Below are 24,453 nucleotides of genomic sequence, written 5' to 3' on the forward strand. Positions count from 1 at the left end.
CGCAGGCAAGACAACCGGACCCGCAAGAAGGTCCAGCAGAAGAGGGAAGAAACGTCTTGAACTACAAGTTCGATTTCGGCCCCGTCATCGAGGGGCTTCCGGACCTGCTATGGGGCTGCCTCGGCACACTCGGGCTGGCGCTCGCCGGCATGGTGCTTGCGCTGGTCATCGGCATCGGCGGCGTGGTGCTGCGCGACTCGCCCTATCGCTGGCTGCGCTGGCTGGTGATCGGTTTCGTCGAGCTGATCCGCAACACGCCGTTCCTGGTCCAGATCTACTTCATCTTCTTCGCGCTGCCGCTCGCCGGCATCAGGCTCGATCCGACGCCGACGGCGATCATCGCGCTCGGCGTCAATGGCGGCGCCTATGCGATCGAGATCATCCGCGGCGGCGTTCAGTCGATTGGCAAGGGCCAGATCGAGGCCGGGCTGGCGCTCGGCCTGCACAAGGGCCAGGTTTTCCGCCTGGTCGTGCTGAAGCCGGCGCTGCGCGCGATCTTCCCGTCGCTGACCAGCCAGTTCATCCTGCTGACGCTGACGACCAGCATCGCCTCGGCGATCTCGGCTTACGAGCTGACCTCGGTCGCGCAGAACATCGAGAACAACACCTTCCGCAGCTTCGAGGTCTACGGCGTGGTCACGCTGCTCTACCTCGCCATGTCCTGGCTGATGATGCGGATGTTCGCGCAGATCACGGCGCGCCATTTCAGCTACCCGGTGAAGTGAGGCGCGCCATGAACGGAAGTGAACTCCTCTTCCTGCTGACCGGGCTGAAATGGACGATTCTTCTGTCCGCGATCGGCTTCGCCTGCGGCGCAGTGAGTGGGCTCGGCATCGCGCTCGCCCGCACCTCCGGCAACGTTCCGCTGGAGCGGGCGACGGCCGGCTACATCGCCCTGTTCCAGGGCACGCCGCTCCTGATGCAGCTCTTCGTGGTCTATTACGGCCTGGCCCTGGTCGGCCTGAAGCTCGACGCCTGGCTCTCCGTCGCCATCGGCTTCACGCTGCATGCCAGCGCCTTCCTGGGCGAGATCTGGCGTGGCTCGATCGAGGCCGTGCCGAAGGGGCAGACCGAGGCGGCGAAGGCGCTGAGCCTCGGCTATGTCTCGCGCATGCGGGACGTGATCCTGCCGCAGGCGCTGCGGATCTCGCTGCCGGCGACGATCGGTTTCCTCGTCCAGCTGATCAAGGGCACCTCGCTCGCCGCCATCGTCGGCTTCACCGAGCTCGCCCGGGCCGGGACGATCATCTCCAACCAGATCTTCAAGCCCCTGCTCGTCTTCGGCGTGGTGGGCGCTCTCTACTTCCTCATCTGCTGGCCGCTCTCGCTCTATGGCGCGCGGCTGGAGCGCAGGCTTGCCGCGGCCTCGCACTGATATCGGCGGCATCACCAAGACCAAGAATGCAGGAGGGAACGATGACCCATACGACCAGAACAGGCCTCAATCGCCGCCAGCTCATCGCCGTCGGCGCTGCCACATTGGCCGCGCCGATGCTGATCACCAGACCAGCCGTGGCGGCGACGCCGGCCGAGATCAAGAGCCGCGGCAAGGTCATCATCGGCATTCAGGGCGACAACCCGCCCTGGGGCTTCGTCAACTCCGCGGGCAAGCAGGAGGGGCTCGACGCCGATATCTCGGAACTCTTCTCCAAGGAGCTCGGCGTGCCGGCCGAGTTCGTGCAGCTCGCCGTCGCCAACCGCATTCCGGCGCTGACCTCCGGCCGCGTCGATGTGCTGTTCGCGACCATGGCGATGCTGCCCGAGCGCGCCAAGGCCGTGCAGTTCAGCAAGCCTTACGCCGCCAACATCATCACCTTTATCGCACCCAAGGACGTGGTGGTGAAGACGCATGCCGATATGGGCAAGTACACGATCGGCGTTGCCCGCGGCAGCGTGCAGGATGCCGACGTCACCAAGACCGCGCCTCCCGGCACCACGATCCGGCGCTTCGACGGCGACGCGCCGACGATCCAGGCGCTGCTCTCCGGCCAGGTCCAGGCCGTCGGCGGCAACATCTTCTACGTTCCGCGCCTCGAGGAGGCGAAACCGGGCGTCTACGAGAACAAGCTCGAGTTCACCAAGCTCTACAACGGCGCCTGCACGCGGCTCGGCGAGAAGGAGATCAACGCCTTCATCAATGGCTTCATCGACAAGATCAAAGCCAATGGCGAGCTGGCGAAGATCTACCCGAAGTGGATGAAGAACCCGCTGCCGCCCTTCCCGGACAGCGTGCCGGAGATTCCGTTCGTCGCCAGCTGACACAATGACGATTTGAAAGGCTTCGCCATGACTGACAGAGCCGCCGCATCGCCCGCGTCGATGATCACGATGCAAGGCGTGAACAAGTGGTTCGGCAGCTTCCAGGTCCTAACGGACATCAACCTTTCGGTCCGCACCGGCGAGAAAATCGTCCTGTGCGGGCCGTCGGGCTCTGGCAAGTCGACGCTGATCCGCTGCATCAATCATCTTGAGCCCTATCAGGACGGGCAGATCGTCGTCGACGGCACTCGCCTGATCGAGAATGCTGGCGTGATCGACGCCATCCGCCGCGAGGTCGGCATGGTGTTCCAGCAGTTCAATCTCTTCCCGCATCTGACCGTGCTGGAGAACTGCGTGCTCGCGCCGATGCGCTCGCGCGGGGTATCCCGCGCGGAGGCGGATGCAACCGCTCGCCGGCTGCTCGACCGGGTCAAGATCCTCAACCAGGCCGACAAGTTTCCGGCGCAGCTCTCGGGCGGACAGCAGCAGCGCGTCGCCATCGCCAGGGCGCTGTGCATGGAGCCGAAGGTGATGCTGTTCGACGAGCCGACCTCGGCCCTCGACCCGGAAATGGTCAAGGAGGTGCTCGACACGATGGTGGGCCTCGCCGAGGACGGCATGACGATGATCTGCGTCACCCATGAGATGGGCTTTGCGCGCCAGGTCGCGGACCGCGTGATCTTCATGGCCAGCGGCGCCATCGTCGAGGAGGGCGCGCCGCAGGACTTCTTCGGCAATCCCAGGCACGAGCGCACGCGGAAGTTCCTCGGCGAGATCCTGCCGCGGCATTGAAACAAGCGTCGAGCGCAACCGCGGCGATGACCAGCCTCAACGGGTCGCGGTGACCGCGACATCACCACCATCTGCGATTTTTAGCGCCAGGATTCGAGCCGCAGTTGCCGGTCATCGAGCGGACGCACCTGAGGACCTGGAATGTCCGGTTCCCGGAACCAGCCCAATGTCCGCTCCTGGCGCACTGCCGACGTATGCGCTTGGCGTTCAACCAGCGGACAGATTGAGCACTACCGCCGGGAACTGTCAGGAATTTCGTGTGCGGGCGGCCATAATGAACCCGAAGGAGGTTCCCGATGGCACGACGCAAAGCTCCCCGCATTCCTGACGCACTCCTGGATCATCATCTGGCGGGCGAGGAAGGCGGCAACAGCTGCAACGGCTACGGCCGCAAGACAGTGACGACCGAGATCGGCCGGATCGCGCTCGGCCAGGAGGCGCGGGTCAAGATCCACGCCTTCAACCAGCGCACCACGCCAGAGCTTGCCGGCACGGTCACCCGCATCTCGGCCGACACCAGCCGCGACCAGCAGATTGGCGCGACCTTCTACACCATCCGCGTCTCGTTTGCCCCGGCCGAGTTCGCTCGCCTCGGCCAAAACCGCGTCAACGCCGGCATGCAGGCCGAGGTGTTCGTCAAGACTGAGGACCGGACTCCCCTCGAATACATCGTCAAACCTCTGAAAGATCAGATCGCAAAAGCCTTCAGGGAACGGTGACGCCCGAAATCTGAGTGGCTTGCCCGCCTCGCGTCGACCATCTCAACGGTAGGATGTCTAAAAATTTAGTCGATGCCTTGTCCTTCATGCGCTGCTGATCCGCTGCAGCCTGGGCGACGGCGAGCGGACCTACTTCACGACGTGGTGCCCGGCCGACACGCCGGTCGAGACCCTGGTCGCGGTCGAGGGGCGGCGCTGGGCGATCGAGGACGCGTTCGAGACCGCCAAGACCGAACTCGGGCTCGATCACAAGGAGACCCGTTCCTGGCACGGTTGGCACCGGCGCGCCTCGTTTGTGATGATGACCTTCGCCATGCTGGCGGTGATCCGCCATCGTGCCAATACGCCGCTCCCAAAAAGCCGGGTGCGGCCGAGACCGCGCTCCGCTGATCCGCTGGTCGGTGCAGGAGATTCGCCGGCGCAGCTCTCTCCTGTCGCGGCCATCATGTCGCGTTCAGGCAGAAGCTCCACTTATCCGACCGGTTCAATTTTCCCGAGCCGGCTCTCAACAGACTGGCGAACACCTACGCTTGCAGCACCGCTAGCTCGCCGCATAACATCAACCCTCGGACAAGGCCGACGCTCCGCTAATCCACGCCGCGACCTGCGCCAATTGTTCTGACGACGGATAGGGGCAGATCAACAATGTAAGCGTGACAGCGCCTATTACCGCAGTGATCGCGAAACCCGAGACCTACTCCATGTCCCTTCGTCTTGCCATTGGCGGTTTTCAGCATGAAACCCATTCCTTCGCCCCTAAGGCGACGGTCTTTTCGGATTTCCTGAATCCCGCGGGCTTTCCCCCGCTGACGCGGGGAGCGGCGTTAATGGCGGAGATCGCCGGTACGGCGACAGCGCTTGCCGGCGCGATTCCCGTCTTCGAGGCGCACGGAGCTACGCTCCTGCCGCTGCTCTGGTGTCTCGGCATGCCGGCGGGGCCGATCGAGGATGGGGCCTTCGAGCGGATTGCGGCGATGCTCTGCGCCGATGTCTCCGACGCGCTGCTGGCGGGCCCGCTCGACGGTGTGTATCTCGACTTGCATGGCGCAGCTCTGACCGACAGCATCCCTGACGCGGAGGGTGAGTTGCTGTTGCGGTTGCGGCGTATCCTCGGCCCCGATGTGCCGGTGGTGATCAGCCTCGACCCGCATGCCAACCTGACGGCGGAAATGGTCGCCTGCAGCGACGGTATCGCGCCCTATTTAACCTATCCACATGTCGACAAGCGCGAGACCGGCGCCCGTGCTGCGAAGCTGCTGCTGGCGCGGGTCGCGCGCGGCGTACCTTTCGCCAAGGCGTTCCGGCAGCTCGATTACTGGTTCACGCTGAGCGGCCAATGCACGATGACCGAACCGATGCGCAGCGTGATGGCGGAACGCGCGGCGATCAGCGCGCAGTTCGAGGTCGCCGAACTTGGCTTCTGCTTTGGCTTTCCCTACGCCGATTTTGCCGATTGCGGCGCCGCGGTCTCCTGCCACGCCGACACCCAGGGACAGGCCGACGCGGCGGCGGATGCCTTTCTGGCCTATCTGAACGCGCGCGAGAACGATTTCCGCCCTGACGCCATACCCGGCGCCGCGGCGGTAGCCGAGGCCCTGAAGACCGCCAAGGACGCACATCGCCCGGTGATCCTGGCCGATACGCAAGATAATCCCGGCGGCGGCGGCCATTGCGACACGACCGGCCTACTGGCTGAACTGGTCGGACAGGGCGCCCAAGGAGCGGTGGTCTGCCTGATCAACGACGCGGACTCCGCCCGCGCTTGTCACGCCGCTGGAGAGGGCGCGACCTTGCAGCTCGATCTCGGCGGCAAGTCCGACGGTGTGCCGTTTTCAGGCCTCGCTCGGGTGCTCAAGCTCGGCGATGGCAATTTCACGCTGACCGGCCCGATGGGCCAAGGCAATCGCGCGAAGCTGGGAGCGACGGCGCTGGTCGCGTTTGAGCCAGGCGTCAGGGTGATGATTGCGAGTCGCAAGACGCAGGCCTACGATCAGGCGATCCTGCGCCATCTGGGTGTCGAGCCCACCGAGTGCCCGATCATCGTGCTGAAGTCATCGGTGCATTTTCGGGCCGATTACGAGCCGATCGCCGAGCGCATCATCGTCGCCGCGTCGCCGGGACCGGTGATCGTCGATCCATCCACGTTGCCCTTCCGTCATGTCCGGCCTGGCATCCGCAAGTGCGCCGGCCGGCCGGTTCAATGAGCATCACCGGAGATCGTCCTTCCATGCCTCGTCGTCCATTGCATCGTCGCACCTTTCTGAAGGGCGTCGCTGCGACCGCCGCGCTGCCGGCACTGGCACGCCCGGCGCTTGCCCAACCGGTCAGCACATTACGCTATGTTCCACAATCCAATCTGGTCTCGCTGGATCCGGTTTGGACGGGCGCAACGGTAACGACCAACCATGCCTATTACGTCTATGACACACTGTTTGCCTTCGATCGCAACTTCCAGATCAAGCCGCAGATGGCGGAAGGCTACGAGGTCACGGCCGATGGTCTCGCCTGGCGCATTCGGCTGCGCGAGGGGCTGAAGTTCCACGACAACACGCCGGTCCGCAGCATCGATTGCGCTGTAAGCATAGAGCGCTGGGCAAAGCGCGATCCCTTCGGCCAATTGATGGCCAAGGTGGTCGAGAAATACGAGACACCGGACGACCGCACGTTGGTCATTCGGCTGACGCGGCCATTCCCATTGATGCTGAACGCGCTCGCCAAGCCCGATACCTCGGGGCTGTTCATCATGCCCGAGCGGGTCGCACGGACGGATGCCTTCAAGGCGATCACGGACACCACGGGTTCAGGCCCCTATCGCTTCCTGAAGGAGGACTGGGTCGAGGGCAGCAGGCTGGCCTATGCCAAGTTCGACGACTATGTGCCGCGCCCGGAGGCGCCGGAATGGGGCAGCGGTGGCAAGGTCGCGCATTTCCGGCGCATCGAATGGCATATCATTGGCGACGCCTCCACTGTTGCCGCCGCAATGAAGAGAAATGAGATCGACTGGTGGGCGCAGCCCCTCCCGGATCTTTATGCCAGTCTCGCGCAGGACGGCATGCAGTTGCAAATCGACCAGCCGGCAGGCCGGCTCGCTATGCTGCGCATGAACACTCTGCAAGCGCCATTCGACAATCCCGCCGTACGGCGTGCGGTCCTGATGGCGATCAAGCAGGAGGATTTTCTGCGCGGCTATGTTGGCGACGACAACAACATGCTCAAGGAATGTCTCAGTCTGTTTCCGTGCGGCACCCCCCTCGCCGACGAGACCGCCGGCAAGACGCTGATGCGTGGCGACATGGTGGAAGCTAAGCGCCTCCTGGCTGCCTCCGGTTACAAAGGCGAGAAGGCGGTGGTGTTGACCGCAAGCGACCTGCCAGTAGTCAATGCCTTCGCCCAGGTTGCCTTCGCCGTCCTCAAGGAACTCGGTATGAATGTCGACCTTGTCGCCAGCGATTGGGGCACGCTCGTGCAGCGCCGTGCCTCGCGCGAAACGGTCGAGAAAGGCGGCTGGAGCATCTTTACGACGGCAGGCCCGGCAGTCAGCTATGCCGATCCGGCGATCTCGCCATTGGTGCGCGGACAGGGCGACGCCGGCTGGTTTGGCTGGTGGAAGAACGCAGCGGTCGAAGAGAAGGTCCAAGCCTATCTCTACGCCTCGACCGAGGCCGAGCAGAAACGCTTGGCCGTCGAGATTAACGCGATCGCGCTGCAGGAGGTGGCGACCGTCCCGCTCGGCCAGTATTTCGTCAAAACTGCCTTCACCAAGCGGATCACCGGAGTTCTCGAAGGCATCTCGCCCTATCCTTGGAACGTGCGAGCGGCCTGAGAGCCCGACCCGAAAAGAATTGAGCGGTTTCGGTAGGTTGTGGTTCCATCAGGTTGCAAAACTTGATGGAGACCACGATGCCCTGGGCCGAAACCGCTCGGCGAGATCATGCACGCCGAGGGTTGCAGCAGCGTGGGTCTGCGAGATTGCAACCGCGAGGTAACTGCGGATTTCTCCGGTCTCACTCAAATCCGATTGCGGCGGCACCCTGCAGGCGACTCGTCTGCTGCCATCGGCATCGACATGACTTCCAACCTGACCCGCCGCCAGCTCTATGACCTGATCGGGTCGCATGAAATGCCGCAGGTTGCCGCGCATCTCGGCATCTCCGAATGGCAGATACGACAAATCTGCGAGAACTACCGCGTGCCTTTGCCGACAGCCGCGTTCTGGCGCGACGGAGCAGCTGGCCGACGGGCGAGCGGGCAATCTTCGCATCGACGATGGCGGGAGCACGCCCGAGAGGACCTATGTGCTCCCGAAGCGTCCCTGTAACCGCAATGTAACCACGGGCTTTCGGAGCCCTTCAGAAATCGCCCCCAATCGCTCAGGCCCAGAAAAGCAAAAAGCGCCGGGAAACCCGACGCTTACGTGCCTCTCAAGCCTTGAGATTGTCTGGAGCGGGCGAAGGGATTCGAACCCTCGACCCCAACCTTGGCAAGGTTGTGCTCTACCCCTGAGCTACACCCGCATCCGAGACAGTCGCGCCACCGGCGCGGCCGGGTTATTGCCCCAAAGCGGCGGGAAGCGCAAGCGCCTTGTTGCAGGAATTTCACACAGACCTGCCGGGCGGCCAATTCCGGCCGTTAAAACCTGGACTTCCCACCCCCTCTTTCCGATCCTCTGGCTTGAGCGAGAAGCAGGACCGGCATGGCGAAGGCAGCGGTGAGAAGCAGGATCGAGCGATTCGGGCGGGGGACGCTCCGCGTTGCGTTGAGTTTGGCGACACTAGTCCTCCTCTCCACGCTGGCGATTATCGCCGGTGCCGTCCCGCTCGGTTTCGGGCCGGCGCAGCCCGGCGAGCGAAGCGTCACGATCTATGTAGCGAGCAACGGCTTCCACAGCGACATCGTGCTGCCGACGGTGAGCGCGAGTAAGGATTGGCGGCCGCTGCTGGCGGCTTCGCCTTTGACCGAGCCCTATCGCGATGCGCCCTGGGTCGCCCTCGGCTGGGGGGCCGAGACGGCCTATACCGAGCTCGGCACCCTGGCCGATCTGTCGCTGGGCTTGATTCTGAAAGCCACCGCCTTCGATCGCTCGGTCGTGCATGTCCAGCCGGTGGCTGCGGTCCGGACGGGAACGGATTTGCGCAGCTTCACGGTGAGCGAGGCGGGATATCGCGCGCTCGTCGGTCATATCGAGGTCAGCCTCCAATTGGACGAGGCGGGCGGGCCGGTGATCCTGCCCGGGGTCAGCCATGGCGCGGGCGACGCTTTCTTACGCGGGCGCGATCGCTTCTGGCTGTTGCGCAGCTGCAATGTCTGGGTCGGGGAGGGCTTGCGCAGGGCCGGCCTGCCGATCGGGCTCTGGACGCCGCTGGCGCAATCGCTCATGTGGTCGCTCGGCCCCGGCGATGCTGGGGAGCGCTGACCAGAAAGCCTGAGTTGCCCGGATGAATTTCGCTCTGCCGATCGATGTACCAAAGCCGGCGACGCCCGCCGATCTGATCGCCACGCTCGAGGCGCTCGGTCTTGCGACCACGCGTATCGACCATGTCGCGGTCTTCACCGTCGCCGAATCGAAGGAGTTGCGCGGCAAGGTTCCCGGCCACCACACCAAGAACCTGTTCCTCAAGGACAAGAAGGGGAAGCTCTTCCTGGTCTCGGCACTGGAGAGCACGAGGATCGACCTGAAGCGGCTGCACGAGACGCTGGGCGCCAGCGGTCGGCTCTCCTTCGGCTCGGCCGAGCTCCTGATGGAGACGCTGGGCGTGACGCCGGGCTCGGTCACCGCCTTTGCCGTGATCAACGATCGCGGCGGGCGCGTCACCATGGTGCTCGACGCCGCCCTGATGAGCGGTGAGCGCATGAACTTCCATCCGCTGGTCAATACGGCGACGCTCGGCATCGCGCGCGACGACATGCTCGCCTTCCTGCGGGCCGTTGGGCACGAGCCGCGGATCGTTGAACTTCCAGTACCGCCGGACGATGGACAGAACGGCTGAAGCCACCCATCTATGGGACGGCCCGCTACGGTGGGCATCCGGATTTCAAGTCGACAGATTGCTAAGCGAAGGACGAGCCATGCTGATCAATGGCGATGCCGCCCCGGACAAGGGGCTGATCAAGGATACGACGACACAGGGCTTCCGCCAGGATGTCATCGCCGAATCGATGAACCAGCCGGTGCTGGTCGACTTCTGGGCGCCGTGGTGCGGGCCCTGCAAGCAACTCACTCCGGTGATCGAGAAGGTGGTCAACGAGGCCGGCGGCAAGGTCAAGCTGGTCAAGATGAACATCGATGAGCACCCGGCCATCTCCGGCCAGCTCGGCATCCAGTCAATTCCGGCGGTGATCGCCTTCCAGCGCGGCCAACCGGTCGACGGCTTCATGGGCGCTCAGCCCGAGAGCCAGGTGAAGGCCTTCATCGAGAAGCTGGTGGGGCCGATGGGTCCCGGGCCGATCGAGGAGGTGCTGGCGGCTGCGGCGGAGGCTCTGGAGGCGGGAGACGCGGCGGGCGCAAGCGAGCTCTATGCCGAGGTCCTGGCCGCCGAACCGGATAACGTCGCGGCGATCGCCGGCCTGGCACGCCTGCATCTCGATGGCGGCGACATCGAGGGCGCCAAGGGCTTCCTTGCCATGGTTCCCGAAGCGAAGGCGCAGGATCCGGCGGTGGCTGCGGTCAGGGCTGCGATCGAGCTCGCCGAGCAGGCCGCCTCGCTCGGCGACACGGCCGAGCTCGAGGCCAGGCTTGCGGCGAACCCGAAAGATCATCAGGCGCGTTTCGACCTGGCGCTGGCGTTGAACGCCCGCGACAGGCGCGAGGAGGCGGTCGACCATCTGATCGCGCTCATCAAGGCCGACCGCAAATGGAACGATGACGGCGCCCGCAAGCAGTTGCTGCAGTTGTTCGAGGCCTGGGGGCCGATGGACGAGCACAGCGTCGCCGGCCGTCGCAAGCTGTCGGTCCTGCTGTTTTCGTGAGGTGGAAGAGGAGCGCGAGCCGATGGGCATGAACGCGGTCTATTCCGGGCCGGAAGACTGCCCGGCGGTGATCCCGCTGTTTCCGCTCGCCGGCGCGCTGCTGCTGCCGCGCGGCCAGATGCCGCTCAACATCTTCGAGCCGCGCTATCTTGCCATGATCGATGACGCGCTGCGCACGCACCGCGTCATCGGCATGATCCAGCCGGAGCCTGAAAACGGGCGGCAGTCGCAAGTGCCGGCGCTGCTCCAGGTCGGCTGCCTCGGGCGCATCACCCAGTTCGCCGAGACCGGGGACGACCGCTACGTGATCACGCTCACCGGCGTCGCGCGCTTCCGGCTGGAGGAGGAGCTTTCCGTCACCACGCCCTATCGCCAGGCCCGTATCGCCTATGATGGCTTTACGCTCGATTTTCAGGCGCGCGCCGGTGAGGAGGAGGTCGATCGCCCTGGTCTCATCAAGGCGCTGCGCCGCTTCGCCAAGGCGAACGAGCTCAAGATCGATTGGAAGGGCGTCAACGAGGCGCCGAACGAGGCGCTGGTCAACGCGCTCTCGATGATGTGCCCGTTCGGCCCGCCCGAGAAGCAGGCGCTGCTGGAGGCGCCGAGCCTGAAGAGCCGGGCCGAGGTGCTGGTCGCGATCACCGAGATCGAGCTGGCGCGGGGCGGTTCCGACCCGGAAACGACTCTGCAGTGAGCGTCGTTTCCCTGCCTGCTTCCGACGAAGTGCCGGCGGTCTACCCGCCGCGGCGCTCGATCGTTGCCTGGATCTTTTTCGACTGGTCGGCGCAGCCCTTTTTCACGCTGGTCACCACCTTCGTCTTCGCGCCTTTCTTCGCGTCGGCGCTGGCGAGCGATCCGGCCGAGGGCCAGGCACTCTGGGGCTATGCGACGGGTCTAGCCGGGCTCGCCATCGCACTGGTCTCGCCCCTGCTCGGCGGCATTGCCGACAAGACCGGGCCGCGCAAACCCTGGATCGCGGTGTTCGGCGCCATGCTCGTCATCGGTTCTGGGATGCTCTGGTTCGCCAGGCCCGGTTCGCCCTGGGCGGTGCCTATCGCACTCACCGGTTTTATCATCGGTACGATCGGCGCCGAGTTCGCGACGACCTTCAACAATGCGATGATGACGCGGCTGGTGCCGCCGGAGAAGCTCGGGCGGCTCTCGGGCACCGGCTGGGCGGTCGGTTATCTCGGCGGGCTGATCTCGCTGGCGCTGACGCTCGGATTTCTCGCCGCCGATCCGCAGACTGGCAAGACCCTGGTGGGCCTGTCGCCCCTGTTCGGGCTTGATGCCACAGCCCGCGAGGGCGATCGCTTCTCGGGGCCGCTGACGGCGCTCTGGTTCGTGATCTTCGTCACGCCGATGTTCCTGCTGACGCCGGATACGCCGCGCAGCGGCATCCCGCTGAAGGAAGCTGCGGCCGGTGGCTTTGCGCGGCTCAAGGCGACGGTGGCGGAACTGCCGTCGCTGCCCGGACTCGGCCGCTTCCTCCTCGCTAACATGATCTATCAGGACGGGCTGGTCGCGCTCTTCGCCTTCGGCGGCATCTACGGTGCCGGTGTGTTCGGCTGGCAGACGATCGAGCTCGGCGTCTTCGGTATCCTCCTGACCGTCACCGGCACGTTCGGCGCCTGGCTTGGCGGCAAGCTCGACGATCGCCTGGGCGGCAAGCCGGTGATCCTCGGCGCCATCGCCTGCCTGCTCTTCGCCTGTATCGGCATCCTCTCGCTCGGGCCGGGACAGGTCGCCTTCGTGATCGAGGCCGCGCCCGCGACACCCGGCGACGGCCTCTTCGCCTCGCTGCCGGAGAAGGTCTATCTTGGCTTGGGCCTGCTCATCGGCCTCGTCGCCGGCCCCTTGCAGGCTTCCTCGCGCAGCCTGCTCGCCCGGATCGCGCCGCCGGCCCGGATCGGCGAGTTCTTCGGCCTGTTCGCGCTGGCCGGCAAGGTGACCTCATTCCTGGGACCGACGCTGGTCGCACTGGCAACGACGATCTTCGCGAGCCAGCGCGCGGGCCTGGCAGTGCTGATCGCATTCTTCCTGCTCGGCGGCTGGCTGCTGGCCGGGGTGAAGGTCAGGCGGCCCTAGCCTAGCGCTGAGCGCAGGCCCAGCATCGCTACCGACTCCCGCTGGCAGCAGGCCCGCTATCGTGATCCGCAGGCAACTTCAAAGCCTGACTGCGCAGGAGGGAGGGTTGCGGTGCGGATCGTGGAAATGGACGCGCCCGCGGGGCAGGGCGCTCAGCCGAAGCAGGTCAAGGCCGGCGACAATCTCGTCGCTCCGCAGGCCGTGCTGAAATGGTACGAGATCGCCGAGGCCGGCATCGACGCCGCGACCGTCGTGCTGGCGCGGCAAGCGGCGGAGGGGTTTGCGGCCGGCCGGCACGGCGAGGTCGGCTTCGCCATCCTGCACCGCTGCGGCGAGCATTTCCATTTCCTGCTGCTCTGCACCTGGCGCGGCACCAACGAGCTCTGGGAAACCGTGCAGTTCATCGACGAGGGCATGGCGGCGTTCGCGCCGTTCGACGCCCCTCATGCCCATCGCGGCACGTTCTGCATCTGGGAGATGACCGCGGTCTCGCACGAGACCGCGGCATGGCGGAGATTCCTGCTCTCGCCGCGCCGCGACGCCGATCTCGAGGCCTATCTGAGCAGCGGCTACACCGGCGAGGCGTGAGCGATGACGGCGCGCCTTACGGCAGCGCCTTCAGGTACCTGACCGGCCGGCCTGGCGCGGCGGCGTTTGCCGCGTGCACGATCGCGTTCGCGTCGATGCCGAAATGGCGGTAGAGGTCGGCGACCGTGCCGGTCTGGCCGAAATGCTCGACGCCGAGCGCCTTCTGCCTGTGGCCGTGGACGCTGCCGAGCCAGGCGAGCGTCGCCGGATGTCCGTCCAGCACCGAGACGATGCCGCAGTCGCGCGAGAACTCGCCGAGCAGGCGCTCGACATGGCTGGTGGCGGCATGGTTGCCGCGCTGGCGCGCCCTCTCAGCCGCCTGCCAGCCGGCATTGAGCCGGTCGGCCGAGGTGATGGCGAGCAGGCCGACATCGCGGCGGTCCTCGCCGAGCAGGCCGACGGCCTCGATCGCTTCGGGCGCGACGGCGCCGGTATAGGCGATCACAACGGAGGCGTTTGGGCCGGGCTTACGCAGCCAGTAGGCGCCGTCGATGATGTCGCGCTCCAGCTCCGACGTCATGGCGCGCTTGGGCTGCTCGACCTGGCGGGTCGACAGGCGCAGATAGACCGAGCCGCCGGTCTCGTCGCGCAGCCAGGTGCGCTCGTCCGGATCGCCTTCGCCATCCTTCTGCAGGTACTCGAACGACCAGCGCATCATCACCGCAAGCTCGTCGACGAAGGCCGGCTCGAAGGCGCAAAGCCCGTCCTGGCTCATGCCGATCAATGGCGTCGCGATCGACTGGTGCGCGCCGCCCTCGGGCGCGAGCGTGACGCCGGCGGGCGTCGCGACGACCATGAAGCGGGCGTCCTGGTAGCAGGCATAGTTCAGCGCATCGAGCCCGCGCGAGATGAACGGGTCGTAGAGCGTGCCGATCGGGATCAGGCGCTCGCCGAAGATCGAATGCGACAGGCCGAGCGCCGAGAGGTTGATGAACAGGTTCATCTCGGCGATGCCGAGCTCGATATGCTGCCCCTTGGGAGAGAACTCCCATTTCTGCATCGAGGGGATGCGCTCGTCCTTGAAGGTGTCGGCCATCGAGGCCCGTGCGAACAGGCCGCGCCGGTTGACCCAGGGGCCGAGATTGGTCGAGACGGTGACGTCGGGCGCCGTCGTGACGATGCGGTCGGCGAGCGGCCCGCCGAGCTTGGCCAACTCGTCGAGCACCTTGCCGAAGCCCATCTGCGTCGACATCGTCGCCTGGATGCCAGCTTCCAGCTTGGCCGGGACAGGCAGGGCAGGGGACGAATGGCGCCGGCGGCCCTTGGCGAAGAACGGCACCTTGTCGAGGAAGGCGCGAATCTCTTTCTCCGGCAGCGCCAGCCCTTCGAACAAATCCCATTCATGGCCGGGGCGGATCTTGTTGGCCGTCTTGAAACCCTCCATCTGCTCCTTGGTCATCAGCCCGGAATGGTTGTCCTTGTGCCCCGCCAGCGGCAGGCCGAAGCCCTTGACCGTATAGGCCAGGAAGCAGACCGGCCGATCGTGATCGATCGCCTCGAAGGCTTCGAGGATCGAGGGCAGGTCATGCCCGCCGAGATTGCACATCAGCGCCGAGAGTTCGGCGTCGGAACGCTTCTCGATCAGCTTGGTCACCGGGCCCTGATCGCCGAGATCGTCCATCAGCCGCTTGCGCCAGGCTGCGCCGCCCTGGAAGGTCAGGGCCGAGTAGAGCTGGTTCGGGCAGGAATCGATCCAGGCCTTCAGCCGCTCGCCACCCTTTTCCTTGAAGGCGGCCTGCTGCAGCGAGCCGTATTTCAGCGTGACGACATCCCAGCCGAAATTCTTGAACATCTGCTCGAAACGGTCGTAGAGGCCCTCGCGGATGACCGCGTCGAGCGACTGGCGGTTATAGTCGATCACCCACCAGGTGTTGCGCAGGCCATGCTTCCAGCCCTCCATCAGGGCCTCGAAGATGTTGCCCTCGTCGAGCTCAGCATCGCCGATCAGCGCGACCATGCGGCCTTCGGGCGCGTCCTTGGCCCAGCCATGCGCCTTCACATAGTCCTGGACCAGCGAGGAGAAGAGCGTCTGCGCCACGCCGAGGCCGACCGAGCCGGTGGAGAAATCGACGTCGTCGATGTCCTTGGTGCGCGAGGGATAGCTCTGCGCGCCCTTGTAGCCGCGGAAATTCTCGAGTTTCTCCTGCGTCTGCAGGCCCATCAGATAGTTGATGGCGTGGAAGACCGGCGAGGCATGCGGCTTCACCGCGACGCGATCCTGCGGCTTCAGCGCGGCCATGTAGAGCGCCGTCATGATCGTCGCCAGCGAGGCCGAGGAGGCCTGGTGGCCACCGACTTTCATGCCGTCGCCATTGTCGCGGAGATGATTGGCGTTGTGGATCGTCCACGACGCCAACCAGAGGATCTTCTTCTCAAGCTCGGCGAGGATGGGTAGACGGGGATCGGACATCGGGATGCTCCTTGGACCGGAGCATCATGCACAATTGCCTTGGGGAAGGCAGCTAAACACCATCTCGCCGGCTTCTCGAATTGGCGGTTTCCGCTAAGCTCGCCGGGCAGAGCGAGGGAAAATGCCAGAGTTCAAGCTCGACGATATCGATCGCCGCATCGTCCAGGCCTTGCAGGCGGATGGTCGCATCAGCGTGCAGGAGCTGGCGGGGAAGGTCGGGCTTTCGCCGAGCCCCTGCGCCAGGCGGGTGCGCCTCCTGGAAGAAGCCGGGATCATCGAGGGCTATGTCGCCATCGTGAACCAGGAGAAGCTCGGCCTGCCGGTCTCGGTCTTCGCATCGATCAAGCTGGAGCGGCAGCGCGAGGAGGAGCTCGACCGCTTTGCGGCGGCGGTCTCACGCTGGCCCGAGGTCGCCGACTGCTATCTGATGACCGGCCAGCGTGACTATCTGCTGCGCATCATCGTCAGCGACCTCGCCGCCTATGAGCGCTTCCTCAAGGACAAGCTGACGCGGCTCGACAATGTCGCCTCGATCGAATCGAGCTTCGCGCTCGGACGGGTGAAGCGCTCCTATTCGGTGCCGGTGGAACTCGGGCGGGGTTAGCACATCGTCTTTCCGGGGCAGGCCGAAGGCCTGAGCCCGGAATCCAGAACCGATGCCTTCTGGCGATGGGCGCATCGGGTGCCCTGACAATGCCCCTCATTGGTTCTGGATTCCGGGCTCGCCGCTATGCGGCGCCCCGGAATGACAGTCAGCGTTTCCGAACCGCGTCCGGTATTCGCCTGGCGCGACGCCATAGCGGCGCAGGAAGGCGCGGCGCAGGCGCTCATCGTCGCCGAAACCGGCGCGGACCGCGATCTGCTGGATGCCAAGCTCGCTTTCTTCCAGGAGGTCGCGGGCGAGATCGAGCCGGACCGCCTCGACGGCCTTGGCGGGGCTCACGCCGATCTCCTGCGCATAGACCCGGGCGAAATGGCGCGGGCTCATCGCCATGATGCGGGCGAGCTCCGGCACGGAGAGGTCGCCAGCGGCGTGATCGCGGATATGGGTGTGCAGGCGCTCGAAGCGGCCGGCGGCATCGCGCGACTGGCGCTGCAATTCGCCGCTGAACTGCGACTGGCCGCCAGGGCGCTTCAGATAGAGCACGAGGTCGCGCGCCAGATCGAGCGCGGCCTTGCGGCCGAGATCCTCCTCGACCATGGCGAGCGCCATGTCGATCCCGGTCGAGACGCCGGCCGAGGTCCAGATCCGGCCATTGCTGACGAAGATCGCGTCCGGCCTGACTGTCGTCGCCGGGTGCGCCGAGCCGAGCCGCTCGGTATATTCCCAATGCGTCGTCGCCTCGCAGCCGTCGAGGAGGCCGGCAGCGGCGAGGATGAAGGCGCCGAGGCAGATCGAGCCGAGGCGGCGGACCGTGCCGCTCTGATCGCGCAGGAAGTCGAGCAACACCGCCGAGCCGGCCGCTTCCAGGGCCGAGCGCCCGCCCGAGACCAGCAATGTGTCGATCGGCCGATTCATAGCCTCGCTCAGTGTGATACTCGGCAGGGGCACGCCAGCATCGGTTTCGACTGGCCCGCCATGCTCGGAGGCGAGGGTGATCTCGTAGACGCGGCTGCCATCTGGATGCTTGGCATCGTTGAAGACCTGCAGCGGCCCGGTCACGTCGAGCAGCTTGGTGCGCGGGAACAGCACGATGACGACGCGGATCGGCGCCGTAGCTGTGATGGCAGAAAACGAGGTCATCTTGTCATTTATGACATCGTCATGCCGTGGCATCCAGTCCCGTCACGAGAGGAACGACGCCATGCTGCAACTTCGGCCGAACTGCGAACTCTGCGACTGCGACCTGCCTCCGGCCTCGCTGCAAGCGCGCATCTGCAGCTATGAGTGCACCTACTGCGCCGATTGCGCCGAGAAGACGCTCGATAACGTCTGCCCGAGTTGCGGCGGCGGCTTCGTGCAGCGGCCGATCCGGCCCGTCGGCGACTGGGGCGGGCTCGGCCTCGGGCTCGCCAACCGACCAGCCTCGACCGAGCGCCATCATTCGCAATGGACCCAGGAGCAGCGGCGCGAGCGGACCGAATTGCTGCGTAGCGTGCCGCCCGAGAACCGCTGACGGAAGCGCTGAGCCTCAGCGGCGCTCGAAGTCGCGGTGGACGTCGTGGGTGACGATTCCCGCGCCGTCCGGCGGGATCGTCAGCCAGTCCTTGCGGGTCAGCGTCTGCTTGGTGTCCTCATAGCCGGAATGCCAGTGATCCGTCATCGAGGTCCGCGAGAACTCGTGGTCCTTGGCGTGGCTCTCATAGCTTTTCTGCTGGTAGATCAGCTGCAGGATGGTGTGCTCGGGGATCAAGGCGAGCTCGTCGCGGAGCTTGCGATCCTCCTCGCTCAGGGCGTCCTCGGGGATGTGGGTGAGGGCCTCATGGGTCTTCTTCTTCCAGCCTTGCAGGGTCTGGAACAGGTCGGTGACCATGCGGGTGCGCGAGGAGTACATGATGTCCTTGTGGCGGCCCATCACGTCCTGCATCGTGCGCGGCATCGGGCCACGCGACGAGAACAGATCGACCTGGAAGATCAGCGAGTTCAGCGTGTCGTCCTGGTTGAGCAGGTGCGACAGCGGCGTGTTCGAGACGATGCCGCCGTCCCAGTAATGCTCGGTGCCGATCTGCACGGTCGGGAAGGCCGGCGGCAGCGCGCCCGAGGCCATGACATGCTCGGGCGTGATCTCTTCCTGCATGTTGTCGAAATAGACGAAGTTGCCCGAAAGCGCGTTGACGGCGCCGACCGAGAAATGCGTGCGCTTCGCGTTGATCAGGTCGAAATCGACCAGCTCCAGCAGGGTCTCGCGCAAGGGCGAGGTGTCGTAGAAGCTCGTCGCGTCAGTGGCGCCGGCTGGCGCGAGCCAGGCGCTGGTGCGCCGCGGCTCGAAGAAGCCGGGCTGGCCGAGCACCGTGGTCATGAAGGACGAGGTCGCGTTGCGGGCCTGGCGGAAGACGTCGCCTTCGGGCGTGAACCACCAGACCTTGCGGTCGGTGATGCGGTTCCAGAAGGTCTCCAACCGCTCGAGCCGGCGCTCGCGCGGGTTGCCGGCGATGAGCGCGGCATTGATCGCGCCGATCGAGACGCCCGAGACCCAGTCAGGGGCGATGTCGGCTTCGTGCAGCGCCTGATAGACGCCGGCCTGATAGGCCCCGAGCGCGCCACCGCCCTGAAGCACGAGCGCGACGCGGTCGCAACGCTCCGGGCGCCAGCCGAGATGGCGCTCGGAGGAGGACGGGGACGGCGCAAAAGGGGCGTTCATGGCGCGGATTCCGTTCGCTCGGTCTGTGGGGAGAGCTGGATTTCGCCCATGTCTGATGGGCAGGCGGTGACAGGCATGTGACGCGGGCAGGATTGGATATCGGTGTCACGTCCCCGTCAGACAAGCTTCATCGCCCCGTCAGCTTGCTCTTCCACCTCAGCGGCATGGAGTTTGCGACGCAGCATCGCGTCGTGCCCTCGCGGCTGGGAGATCGAAGCATGCTCAATGGCAAGACCGCCGTCGTCACCGGCTCGACCTCCGGCATCGGCCTCGCAATTGCCCGCGCCTATGCGGCCGAGGGCGCCAACATCGTCATCAACGGTTTCGGCGATCCCGGCGCGATCGAGCAGGAGCGAGCCGGGATCGAGGCCGATTTCGCGGTGAAGGCGCGCTATTCGCCGGCGGACATGGCCCATGGCGGCGCGATTGCGACGATGATCGCCGAGGCGGAGGCTGAGTTCGGCAGCGTCGACATCCTGGTCAACAATGCCGGCATCCAGTTCGTCTCGCCGGTCGAGGAGTTCCCGGTCGAGAAATGGGACGCGATCATCGCGATCAACCTCTCGGCCGCCTTCCACGCCATCCGCGCGGCGCTGCCGGGGATGAAGCAGCGTAAATGGGGCCGGATCATCAACACGGCCTCCGCCCATGCGCTGGTCGCCTCGCCGTTCAAGTCGGCCTATGTCGCCGCCAAGCACGGCATCGCCGGCCTGACCAAGACGGTCGCGCTGGAGGCGGCAACCTTCGGCATCACCGCCAACGCGATCTGCCCGGGCTATGTCTGGACGCCGCTGGTCGAGAAGCAGATCTCCGAGACCATGGCGGCGCGCGGCCTGACCAAGGAACAGGTGATCAACGACGTGCTGCTGCATGCCCAGCCGACCAAGCAGTTCGTCACCAGCGAGGAGGTGGCGGCACTCGCGGTCTTCCTCGCTTCCGATGCGGCAAAGTCGATCACCGGCGTTATCCTGCCGATCGATGGCGGCTGGACCGCCCAGTGAGGACATCGCCATGAACCGCCAGCAGATCCTCGACCTGCCCTCGATGCCGCTCGCCGGGCCGAGCTACCCGGCCGGGCCGTACCGCTTCATCGACCGCGAATACATGATCATCAGCTACGAGACCGATCCGGAGCTGATCCGCCATCATCTGCCCGAGCCGCTGATGCCGATCGCGCAGCCAGTGGTGCACTATGAATGGATCAAGATGCCGGATTCCTCCGGCTTCGGTACCTATACCGAGACCGGGATCGTCATCCCCTGCCTGTTCGGCGAGGAGGAGGTCAGCTTCGTCTCGCAGATGTATCTTGATATCGAGCCGCCGATCTCGGCCGGTCGCGAGATCTGGGGCTTCCCGAAGAAATACGCCCATCCCAAGCTCGAAGTGGTCAAGGACACGCTGACCGGAACGCTCGAATATGCTGGCCAGCAGGTCGCCATGGGCACGATGGGCTACAAGCACGAGAGCCTCGCCGGCAACGGCGTCAAGACCACCGCGATGCTGACCAAGACCCAGGTCAACCTGAAGATCATCCCCGGCGTCGACGGCGAGCCGGAGATCTGCCAGCTCGTGGCGCTGAACCTGACCGACATCACGGTGAAGGGCTCCTGGATCGGGCCCGGCCGGCTGCACCTGATCCCGCATGTGAATGCGCCGGTCGCCGACCTGCCGGTGCGCAAGGTGCTCGGTGCCCATCACTTCATCGCCGACTTGACCCTGCCCTTCGGCCGCAAGATCCATGATTACATGAAGGGGTAGGACAGAACGCCGTCATTCTCGGGCGCAGCGAAGCGTAGACCCGAGAATCTCAGGCAGAACGAGGCTCATGTTTATGAGATGCTCGGGTCAAGCCCGAGCATGACGTGCAGGTTCTACCGCCGCCGCTCCATACTCCGGCTCCAGCGCGACAGCGCAAAGCAGATCAGCCAGTAGATGCCGCCGGAGAAGACATAGGCCTCCATGCTCATGCCAACCCAGTTCGGGTCCGCGAGCGAGGCCTGGGCGATGCCGAGCAAATCGAGGATCGAAACGACGAGCACGAGCGTGGTGTTCTTGACCAGCGCGATGAACTCGTTGGTGATCGCCGGCAGCGAGATGCGCAGCGCCTGCGGCAGGATGATGAACCAGGTCGCCTTCCAGTAGTTCAGGCCGAGCGCGGTCGCAGCCTCGCGCTGGCCCTTCGGCAGCGCCTGCAGGCCGCCGCGCACGGCTTCCGCCATATAGGCGGCGATGCAGAAGCCGAGCCCGATCACGGCGCGCGCCAGCCGGTCGACGCCGATGCCCGCCGGCATGATCAAGGGCAGCAGCAGCGAAGCCAGGAAGATCACGGCGATGATCGGCACGCCGCGCCAGAACTCGATGAACAGCACCGAGATCAGCTTGACCACCTTCAGCTCGGACTGCCGGCCGAGCGCGAGCAGGATGCCGAGCGGGATTGCGATCAGGCTGGCATAGATCGAGATGAAGACGGTCAGCATCAGCCCGCCCCATTCGCGCGTCTCGATCGCGCGCAGGCCGAAGCCGCCAGCGAGGAGCCAGACGCCGAGGGGCGGCAGGATGACGAGCGCCGCGACGCCGAGGCGCAGTTTCAACTGCTTCGGCGCAAAGACGATCGCGGCCCCGGCAGCGAGGAAGAGCAATCCGGCGAGGTTCGGGCGCCAGCGCTCCTCGACAGGATAGAAGCCGTACATGAACTGGCCGAAGCGGGCCTTGATGAAGACCCAGCAGGCGCCGGTCGCCGTGCAGTCGTTGCGGGTCTGACCGCTCCAGGTCGCGTCGATCAGGGCCCAGCGGATAATCGGGACCGCGACCCAGGCGATGGCGGCGGCCAGCAGCAGCGTCACCACGGTTATGGTGGGAGTACCGAACAGGCGCTGGCGCCAGCTGGACGAGAGGGTTGCGGCGGCGCTCATCGTGTCACCAGCGCGATGCGGGCATTGTACCAGTTCATGAAGGCCGAGACGGCGAGGCCGATGACGAGATAGACGGCAAGCGTCATGGCGATGATCTCGATCGCCTGGCCGGTGTTGTTGAGCGCCGAGCCCATGAACAGGCTGACCACGTCGGGATAGGCGATGGCCGCGCCGAAGGACGAGTTCTTCAGCACGTTGAGATATTGGTTGGTCATGGGCGGCGTCATCACACGCAGCGCCTGCGGGATGGTGACGAGCCTGAGCGTCTGGCCGGGGCGCAGGCCGAGTGCGCTCGATGCCTCGATCTGGCCGTGCGGGACCGACTGGATGCCGCCGCGCACGATCTCGGCGATGAAGCCGGCGGTGTAGGTGACCAGCGCCGCCAGCAACGCGACGAATTCCGGGATGACGACGAAGCCGCCGCGATAGTTGAAGCCGCGCAGCACCGGGATGTCCCAGCGCGTCGCCAGGCTCGCCCAGGTGAGCGCCAGAACCGGCACGAGCAGGAGCAGGACGAGCCCGACACGCACGATCGGCGCGTCCTGGCCGGTCGCCTCCTTGCGCCGCTTCGCCCAGCGCAGGAACAGCCAGTGCAGCAGGCAGGACACGGCGATCGCGATGAAGGCATATTTGAAGTTCGCGCCGGCATCGGGCAGCGGGATGGTCAGGCCGCGATTATTGATGAAGGCGACGCCGAAGACCGAGAGGCTCTCGCGCGGCGCCGGCAAAGCGGCGATGACGCCGAAATACCAGAAGAGCACGAAGAACAGCAGCGGGATGTTGCGGACGAACTCGACATAGGCGCCGGCGATCGCCTGGACCAGCCAGATCGAGGAGAGCCGGGCTATACCGATCAGGAAGCCGAGTGCTGTCGAGAGTACGAGTGCGATCACGGTGACCAGCATCGTATTGGCGACGCCGGCCCAGAACAGCGACAGGATGTTGTCCGACTGGGTGTAGCTGGTCAGGACGAAGGGCACCTCGATGCCGGAGGTGCGCCAGAGGAAATCGAAGCCCGAGGCGATGCCGGCCTGGACCATGTTCTGCGAGGCGTTGCGGATGAAATAGACCAGCAGCGCCGCAAGGCCGATCAGCAGCGCCGCCTGGTAGAAGACGTCGCGGACGCGCTTGTCATTGATGAAGGCGAGGGCCTTGGCCACGGTCGCAGCGCCCTTCTGGTTCGATGAAGAGAGATCGGTCGTCCCGGGCGACCCATCGGGTCCGACCTTCGGTCGGCCCGACGGCAGGCTCCGGGAGACCCGGGACCCATGCCGGAACGGTTCAGGCATGGGTCCCGGATCGGTGCCGCTCACGCGGCTTGTCCGGGACGACCCGCGTCAGACGAGAATGGTACCCGCTCTCACTGGAACGGCGGGGTGAAGAGCAGGCCGCCCTTGGTCCAGAGCTGGTTCTGGCCGCGCTCGAGCTTCAGGGCTGACCCCATGCCGACGGTGCGCTCGAAGCTCTCGCCATAGTTCCCGACCTGCTTGATCGCCTTGTACATCCAGTCCTCAGGCAGGCCCATCATCGCGCCGAAGCCACCCTCGGCGCCGAGCAGGCGGCGGACCTCGGTGTTCTTCGAGTTGGCCTTCATCTCGTCGACGTTCTTGGAGGTGACGCCGAGCATTTCAGCGGCGATGGTGCCGTTCAGCACCCAGCGCACGATCAGCTGCCAGCGCTCGTCGCCATAGCGCGTCACCGGGCCTTGCGGGTCGTTCGAGATCGGCTTGGTCAGGATGGTGTGGTCGTCCGGGACCTTGAGCTTGGCGCGCTGGCCGGCGAGGGCGCCGACGCCGGCAGTGTAGGCGTCGCAGCGGCCGCTGTCATAGGCGGTGATGGCGTCGTCGTTCTTCTGGAAGTTGGTGATGGTGACCTTGAGGTTGCGCTCGCGGAACCAGTCGGCGGCGTTCTTCTCCTCGGTCGAGCCGGCGGCGACGCAGACCGAGGCGCCGTCGAGGTCCTCGGCCGACTTCACATTGGCCTTCTTGCGGACGATGAAGGTCTGGCCCTCGTAGAAGTTGATGCCCTGGAAATTCAGGCCGAGCGTGGCGTTGCGCGAGAAGGTGATGGTCGAGTTGCGCGAGAGCACGTCGACCTGGCCCGATTGCAGGATCGGCCAGCGCTGCTGCACCGAGGTCGGCGTGTACTTCACCTTGGTGGCGTCGCCGAGCACGGCCGCGGCGAGCGCCCGGCAATAATCGACGTCGAGACCGGTCCACTCGCCCTTGTCATTGGCGAAGGAGAAGCCGGGCAGGCCGAGATGCACACCGCATTCGATGTGGCCGCGCGCCTTGATGGCGTCGAGCGTCGGGCTGGGCGCGAGCTGCTGCGCGGAAGCGGCGAGGGTGCCGGCGGCGAAGAGCGCCGCGGCGAGAACAAAGGTCTTCATGTGCGTTCCCCAGTCTGCGTCGGCGTCG

The 24,453-nt window shown here is 65.5% G+C and carries 24 protein-coding genes, 1 tRNA gene and 1 pseudogene; 18 read left to right on the forward strand and 8 right to left on the reverse strand.

The features are described 5' to 3' along the window. The first annotated feature begins 56 nt into the window (after positions 1–56). From ACSQ3M_RS19040 to ACSQ3M_RS19075, 8 genes and pseudogenes are all read left to right on the forward strand, one after another. Positions 57–725, forward strand: a complete 669-nt coding sequence (locus tag ACSQ3M_RS19040) for an amino acid ABC transporter permease (protein ID WP_436151648.1) — start codon at positions 57–59, stop codon at positions 723–725. A gap of 8 nt (positions 726–733) precedes the next feature. Further along, positions 734–1,375, forward strand: coding sequence for an amino acid ABC transporter permease (locus tag ACSQ3M_RS19045; RefSeq protein ID WP_436151649.1), 642 nt, complete (start codon positions 734–736; stop codon positions 1,373–1,375). 41 nt (positions 1,376–1,416) lie between these two features. Further along, a complete protein-coding gene (locus ACSQ3M_RS19050; RefSeq protein WP_436151650.1) occupies positions 1,417–2,259 on the forward strand; it encodes a transporter substrate-binding domain-containing protein in 843 nt (280 codons plus the stop codon). 27 nt (positions 2,260–2,286) lie between these two features. After that, positions 2,287–3,051, forward strand: coding sequence for an amino acid ABC transporter ATP-binding protein (locus tag ACSQ3M_RS19055; protein WP_436151651.1), 765 nt, complete (start codon positions 2,287–2,289; stop codon positions 3,049–3,051). A gap of 296 nt (positions 3,052–3,347) precedes the next feature. Beyond that, a complete protein-coding gene (locus tag ACSQ3M_RS19060; RefSeq protein ID WP_436151952.1) occupies positions 3,348–3,770 on the forward strand; it encodes a hypothetical protein in 423 nt (140 codons plus the stop codon). Between the two features lie 91 nt (positions 3,771–3,861). Further along, positions 3,862–4,155, forward strand: a pseudogene (locus ACSQ3M_RS19065) (transposase); the annotation flags it as partial. A gap of 316 nt (positions 4,156–4,471) precedes the next feature. Then, positions 4,472–5,974 carry a M81 family metallopeptidase gene (locus tag ACSQ3M_RS19070; RefSeq protein ID WP_436151652.1) on the forward strand — a complete coding sequence of 501 codons (1,503 nt, stop codon included), beginning with the start codon at positions 4,472–4,474 and terminating at the stop codon, positions 5,972–5,974. Then, on the forward strand, positions 5,950–7,593 hold the full coding sequence (locus tag ACSQ3M_RS19075; RefSeq protein WP_436151653.1) for an ABC transporter substrate-binding protein: 1,644 nt from the start codon (positions 5,950–5,952) through the stop codon (positions 7,591–7,593). Before ACSQ3M_RS19070 ends, ACSQ3M_RS19075 begins: the two co-directional genes overlap by 25 nt. Before the next feature lie 48 nt (positions 7,594–7,641). Here ACSQ3M_RS19075 and ACSQ3M_RS19080 read toward each other — a convergent pair whose 3' ends face one another. Beyond that, entirely contained in the window at positions 7,642–7,911 is a 270-nt protein-coding gene (locus tag ACSQ3M_RS19080) for a hypothetical protein (RefSeq protein WP_436151654.1), read from the reverse strand. A gap of 298 nt (positions 7,912–8,209) precedes the next feature. Beyond that, a tRNA-Gly gene (locus ACSQ3M_RS19085) sits at positions 8,210–8,284 on the reverse strand. A gap of 179 nt (positions 8,285–8,463) precedes the next feature. Between ACSQ3M_RS19085 and ACSQ3M_RS19090 the strand changes: the two genes are divergently transcribed. The 6 genes from ACSQ3M_RS19090 to ACSQ3M_RS19115 all read left to right on the forward strand — a co-directional run bounded on the left by ACSQ3M_RS19090 (position 8,464) and on the right by ACSQ3M_RS19115 (position 13,412). Next, entirely contained in the window at positions 8,464–9,183 is a 720-nt protein-coding gene (locus ACSQ3M_RS19090) for a TIGR02117 family protein (RefSeq protein WP_436151655.1), read from the forward strand. A gap of 22 nt (positions 9,184–9,205) precedes the next feature. Further along, complete coding sequence (locus ACSQ3M_RS19095; RefSeq protein WP_436151656.1) at positions 9,206–9,757, forward strand: prolyl-tRNA synthetase associated domain-containing protein; 552 nt, start codon at positions 9,206–9,208, stop codon at positions 9,755–9,757. 79 nt (positions 9,758–9,836) lie between these two features. After that, positions 9,837–10,736 carry a thioredoxin gene (gene trxA, locus ACSQ3M_RS19100; protein WP_436151657.1) on the forward strand — a complete coding sequence of 300 codons (900 nt, stop codon included), beginning with the start codon at positions 9,837–9,839 and terminating at the stop codon, positions 10,734–10,736. A gap of 22 nt (positions 10,737–10,758) precedes the next feature. After that, the gene (locus tag ACSQ3M_RS19105; protein WP_436151658.1) at positions 10,759–11,430 is read left to right on the forward strand and encodes an LON peptidase substrate-binding domain-containing protein; all 672 of its coding nucleotides are present in this window, start codon (positions 10,759–10,761) and stop codon (positions 11,428–11,430) included. After that, positions 11,427–12,824 (forward strand): MFS transporter, encoded by a 1,398-nt coding sequence (locus ACSQ3M_RS19110; RefSeq protein WP_436151659.1) that lies wholly within the window; start codon positions 11,427–11,429, stop codon positions 12,822–12,824. Before ACSQ3M_RS19105 ends, ACSQ3M_RS19110 begins: the two co-directional genes overlap by 4 nt. A 126-nt stretch (positions 12,825–12,950) precedes the next feature. After that, complete coding sequence (locus ACSQ3M_RS19115) at positions 12,951–13,412, forward strand: hypothetical protein (protein WP_436151660.1); 462 nt, start codon at positions 12,951–12,953, stop codon at positions 13,410–13,412. A gap of 16 nt (positions 13,413–13,428) precedes the next feature. Here the strand turns inward: ACSQ3M_RS19115 and ACSQ3M_RS19120 are convergent, their stop codons facing one another. Beyond that, positions 13,429–15,822, reverse strand: a complete 2,394-nt coding sequence (locus ACSQ3M_RS19120; protein ID WP_436151661.1) for a transketolase-like TK C-terminal-containing protein — start codon at positions 15,820–15,822, stop codon at positions 13,429–13,431. A gap of 121 nt (positions 15,823–15,943) precedes the next feature. Here ACSQ3M_RS19120 and ACSQ3M_RS19125 point away from each other — a divergent pair, with 121 nt between their 5' ends. Continuing rightward, entirely contained in the window at positions 15,944–16,426 is a 483-nt protein-coding gene (locus tag ACSQ3M_RS19125) for an Lrp/AsnC family transcriptional regulator (RefSeq protein WP_057191519.1), read from the forward strand. Positions 16,427–16,522: 96 nt separating this feature from the next. Here the strand turns inward: ACSQ3M_RS19125 and ACSQ3M_RS19130 are convergent, their stop codons facing one another. Next, positions 16,523–17,566, reverse strand: a complete 1,044-nt coding sequence (locus ACSQ3M_RS19130) for a GlxA family transcriptional regulator (protein WP_436151662.1) — start codon at positions 17,564–17,566, stop codon at positions 16,523–16,525. A 61-nt stretch (positions 17,567–17,627) separates the two neighbouring features. Between ACSQ3M_RS19130 and ACSQ3M_RS19135 the strand changes: the two genes are divergently transcribed. Beyond that, positions 17,628–17,939 (forward strand): DUF1272 domain-containing protein, encoded by a 312-nt coding sequence (locus ACSQ3M_RS19135; RefSeq protein ID WP_436151663.1) that lies wholly within the window; start codon positions 17,628–17,630, stop codon positions 17,937–17,939. Between the two features lie 15 nt (positions 17,940–17,954). Here ACSQ3M_RS19135 and ACSQ3M_RS19140 read toward each other — a convergent pair whose 3' ends face one another. Next, positions 17,955–19,124, reverse strand: coding sequence for a patatin-like phospholipase family protein (locus ACSQ3M_RS19140; RefSeq protein WP_436151664.1), 1,170 nt, complete (start codon positions 19,122–19,124; stop codon positions 17,955–17,957). A 218-nt stretch (positions 19,125–19,342) separates the two neighbouring features. On the opposite strand from ACSQ3M_RS19140, the gene ACSQ3M_RS19145 reads away from it, so the two are divergent. Together ACSQ3M_RS19145 and ACSQ3M_RS19150 are read left to right on the forward strand one after the other, a co-directional pair. Then, entirely contained in the window at positions 19,343–20,125 is a 783-nt protein-coding gene (locus tag ACSQ3M_RS19145; protein WP_436151665.1) for a 3-hydroxybutyrate dehydrogenase, read from the forward strand. 10 nt (positions 20,126–20,135) lie between these two features. Continuing rightward, positions 20,136–20,882, forward strand: coding sequence for an acetoacetate decarboxylase (locus ACSQ3M_RS19150; protein WP_436151666.1), 747 nt, complete (start codon positions 20,136–20,138; stop codon positions 20,880–20,882). 113 nt (positions 20,883–20,995) lie between these two features. Here ACSQ3M_RS19150 and ACSQ3M_RS19155 read toward each other — a convergent pair whose 3' ends face one another. The 3 genes from ACSQ3M_RS19155 to ACSQ3M_RS19165 all read right to left on the reverse strand — a co-directional run bounded on the left by ACSQ3M_RS19155 (position 20,996) and on the right by ACSQ3M_RS19165 (position 24,425). Continuing rightward, on the reverse strand, positions 20,996–22,036 hold the full coding sequence (locus ACSQ3M_RS19155) for an amino acid ABC transporter permease (RefSeq protein WP_436151667.1): 1,041 nt from the start codon (positions 22,034–22,036) through the stop codon (positions 20,996–20,998). Continuing rightward, entirely contained in the window at positions 22,033–23,196 is a 1,164-nt protein-coding gene (locus tag ACSQ3M_RS19160) for an amino acid ABC transporter permease (RefSeq protein WP_436151668.1), read from the reverse strand. The genes ACSQ3M_RS19155 and ACSQ3M_RS19160 overlap by 4 nt, the downstream gene beginning before the upstream one ends. Before the next feature lie 200 nt (positions 23,197–23,396). After that, positions 23,397–24,425, reverse strand: coding sequence for an amino acid ABC transporter substrate-binding protein (locus ACSQ3M_RS19165; protein WP_436151669.1), 1,029 nt, complete (start codon positions 24,423–24,425; stop codon positions 23,397–23,399). Between the last annotated feature and the right edge of the window lie 28 nt (positions 24,426–24,453).

The sequence above is a fragment of the Allobosea sp. LjRoot90 genome, assembly GCF_964254315.1.
GTDB lineage: Bacteria > Pseudomonadota > Alphaproteobacteria > Rhizobiales > Beijerinckiaceae > Allobosea.

Bases quoted from the DNA above. Each gene is read 5' to 3' on its own strand.
- ACSQ3M_RS19145 (WP_436151665.1), top strand. From the start codon at position 19,343: ATGCTCAATGGCAAGACCGCCGTCGTCACCGGCTCGACCTCCGGCATC.
- ACSQ3M_RS19130 (WP_436151662.1), bottom strand. From the start codon at position 17,566: ATGACCTCGTTTTCTGCCATCACAGCTACGGCGCCGATCCGCGTCGTC.
- ACSQ3M_RS19140 (WP_436151664.1), bottom strand. From the start codon at position 19,124: ATGAACGCCCCTTTTGCGCCGTCCCCGTCCTCCTCCGAGCGCCATCTC.
- ACSQ3M_RS19155 (WP_436151667.1), bottom strand. From the start codon at position 22,036: ATGAGCGCCGCCGCAACCCTCTCGTCCAGCTGGCGCCAGCGCCTGTTC.
- ACSQ3M_RS19115 (WP_436151660.1), top strand. From the start codon at position 12,951: ATGGACGCGCCCGCGGGGCAGGGCGCTCAGCCGAAGCAGGTCAAGGCC.
- ACSQ3M_RS19095 (WP_436151656.1), top strand. From the start codon at position 9,206: ATGAATTTCGCTCTGCCGATCGATGTACCAAAGCCGGCGACGCCCGCC.
- ACSQ3M_RS19045 (WP_436151649.1), top strand. From the start codon at position 734: ATGAACGGAAGTGAACTCCTCTTCCTGCTGACCGGGCTGAAATGGACG.
- ACSQ3M_RS19135 (WP_436151663.1), top strand. From the start codon at position 17,628: ATGCTGCAACTTCGGCCGAACTGCGAACTCTGCGACTGCGACCTGCCT.
- ACSQ3M_RS19120 (WP_436151661.1), bottom strand. From the start codon at position 15,822: ATGTCCGATCCCCGTCTACCCATCCTCGCCGAGCTTGAGAAGAAGATC.
- ACSQ3M_RS19055 (WP_436151651.1), top strand. From the start codon at position 2,287: ATGACTGACAGAGCCGCCGCATCGCCCGCGTCGATGATCACGATGCAA.
- ACSQ3M_RS19150 (WP_436151666.1), top strand. From the start codon at position 20,136: ATGAACCGCCAGCAGATCCTCGACCTGCCCTCGATGCCGCTCGCCGGG.
- ACSQ3M_RS19060 (WP_436151952.1), top strand. From the start codon at position 3,348: ATGGCACGACGCAAAGCTCCCCGCATTCCTGACGCACTCCTGGATCAT.
- ACSQ3M_RS19080 (WP_436151654.1), bottom strand. From the start codon at position 7,911: ATGCGCGGCAACCTGCGGCATTTCATGCGACCCGATCAGGTCATAGAG.
- ACSQ3M_RS19165 (WP_436151669.1), bottom strand. From the start codon at position 24,425: ATGAAGACCTTTGTTCTCGCCGCGGCGCTCTTCGCCGCCGGCACCCTC.
- ACSQ3M_RS19125 (WP_057191519.1), top strand. From the start codon at position 15,944: ATGCCAGAGTTCAAGCTCGACGATATCGATCGCCGCATCGTCCAGGCC.
- ACSQ3M_RS19090 (WP_436151655.1), top strand. From the start codon at position 8,464: ATGGCGAAGGCAGCGGTGAGAAGCAGGATCGAGCGATTCGGGCGGGGG.
- ACSQ3M_RS19070 (WP_436151652.1), top strand. From the start codon at position 4,472: ATGTCCCTTCGTCTTGCCATTGGCGGTTTTCAGCATGAAACCCATTCC.
- ACSQ3M_RS19050 (WP_436151650.1), top strand. From the start codon at position 1,417: ATGACCCATACGACCAGAACAGGCCTCAATCGCCGCCAGCTCATCGCC.
- trxA (WP_436151657.1), top strand. From the start codon at position 9,837: ATGCTGATCAATGGCGATGCCGCCCCGGACAAGGGGCTGATCAAGGAT.
- ACSQ3M_RS19105 (WP_436151658.1), top strand. From the start codon at position 10,759: ATGGGCATGAACGCGGTCTATTCCGGGCCGGAAGACTGCCCGGCGGTG.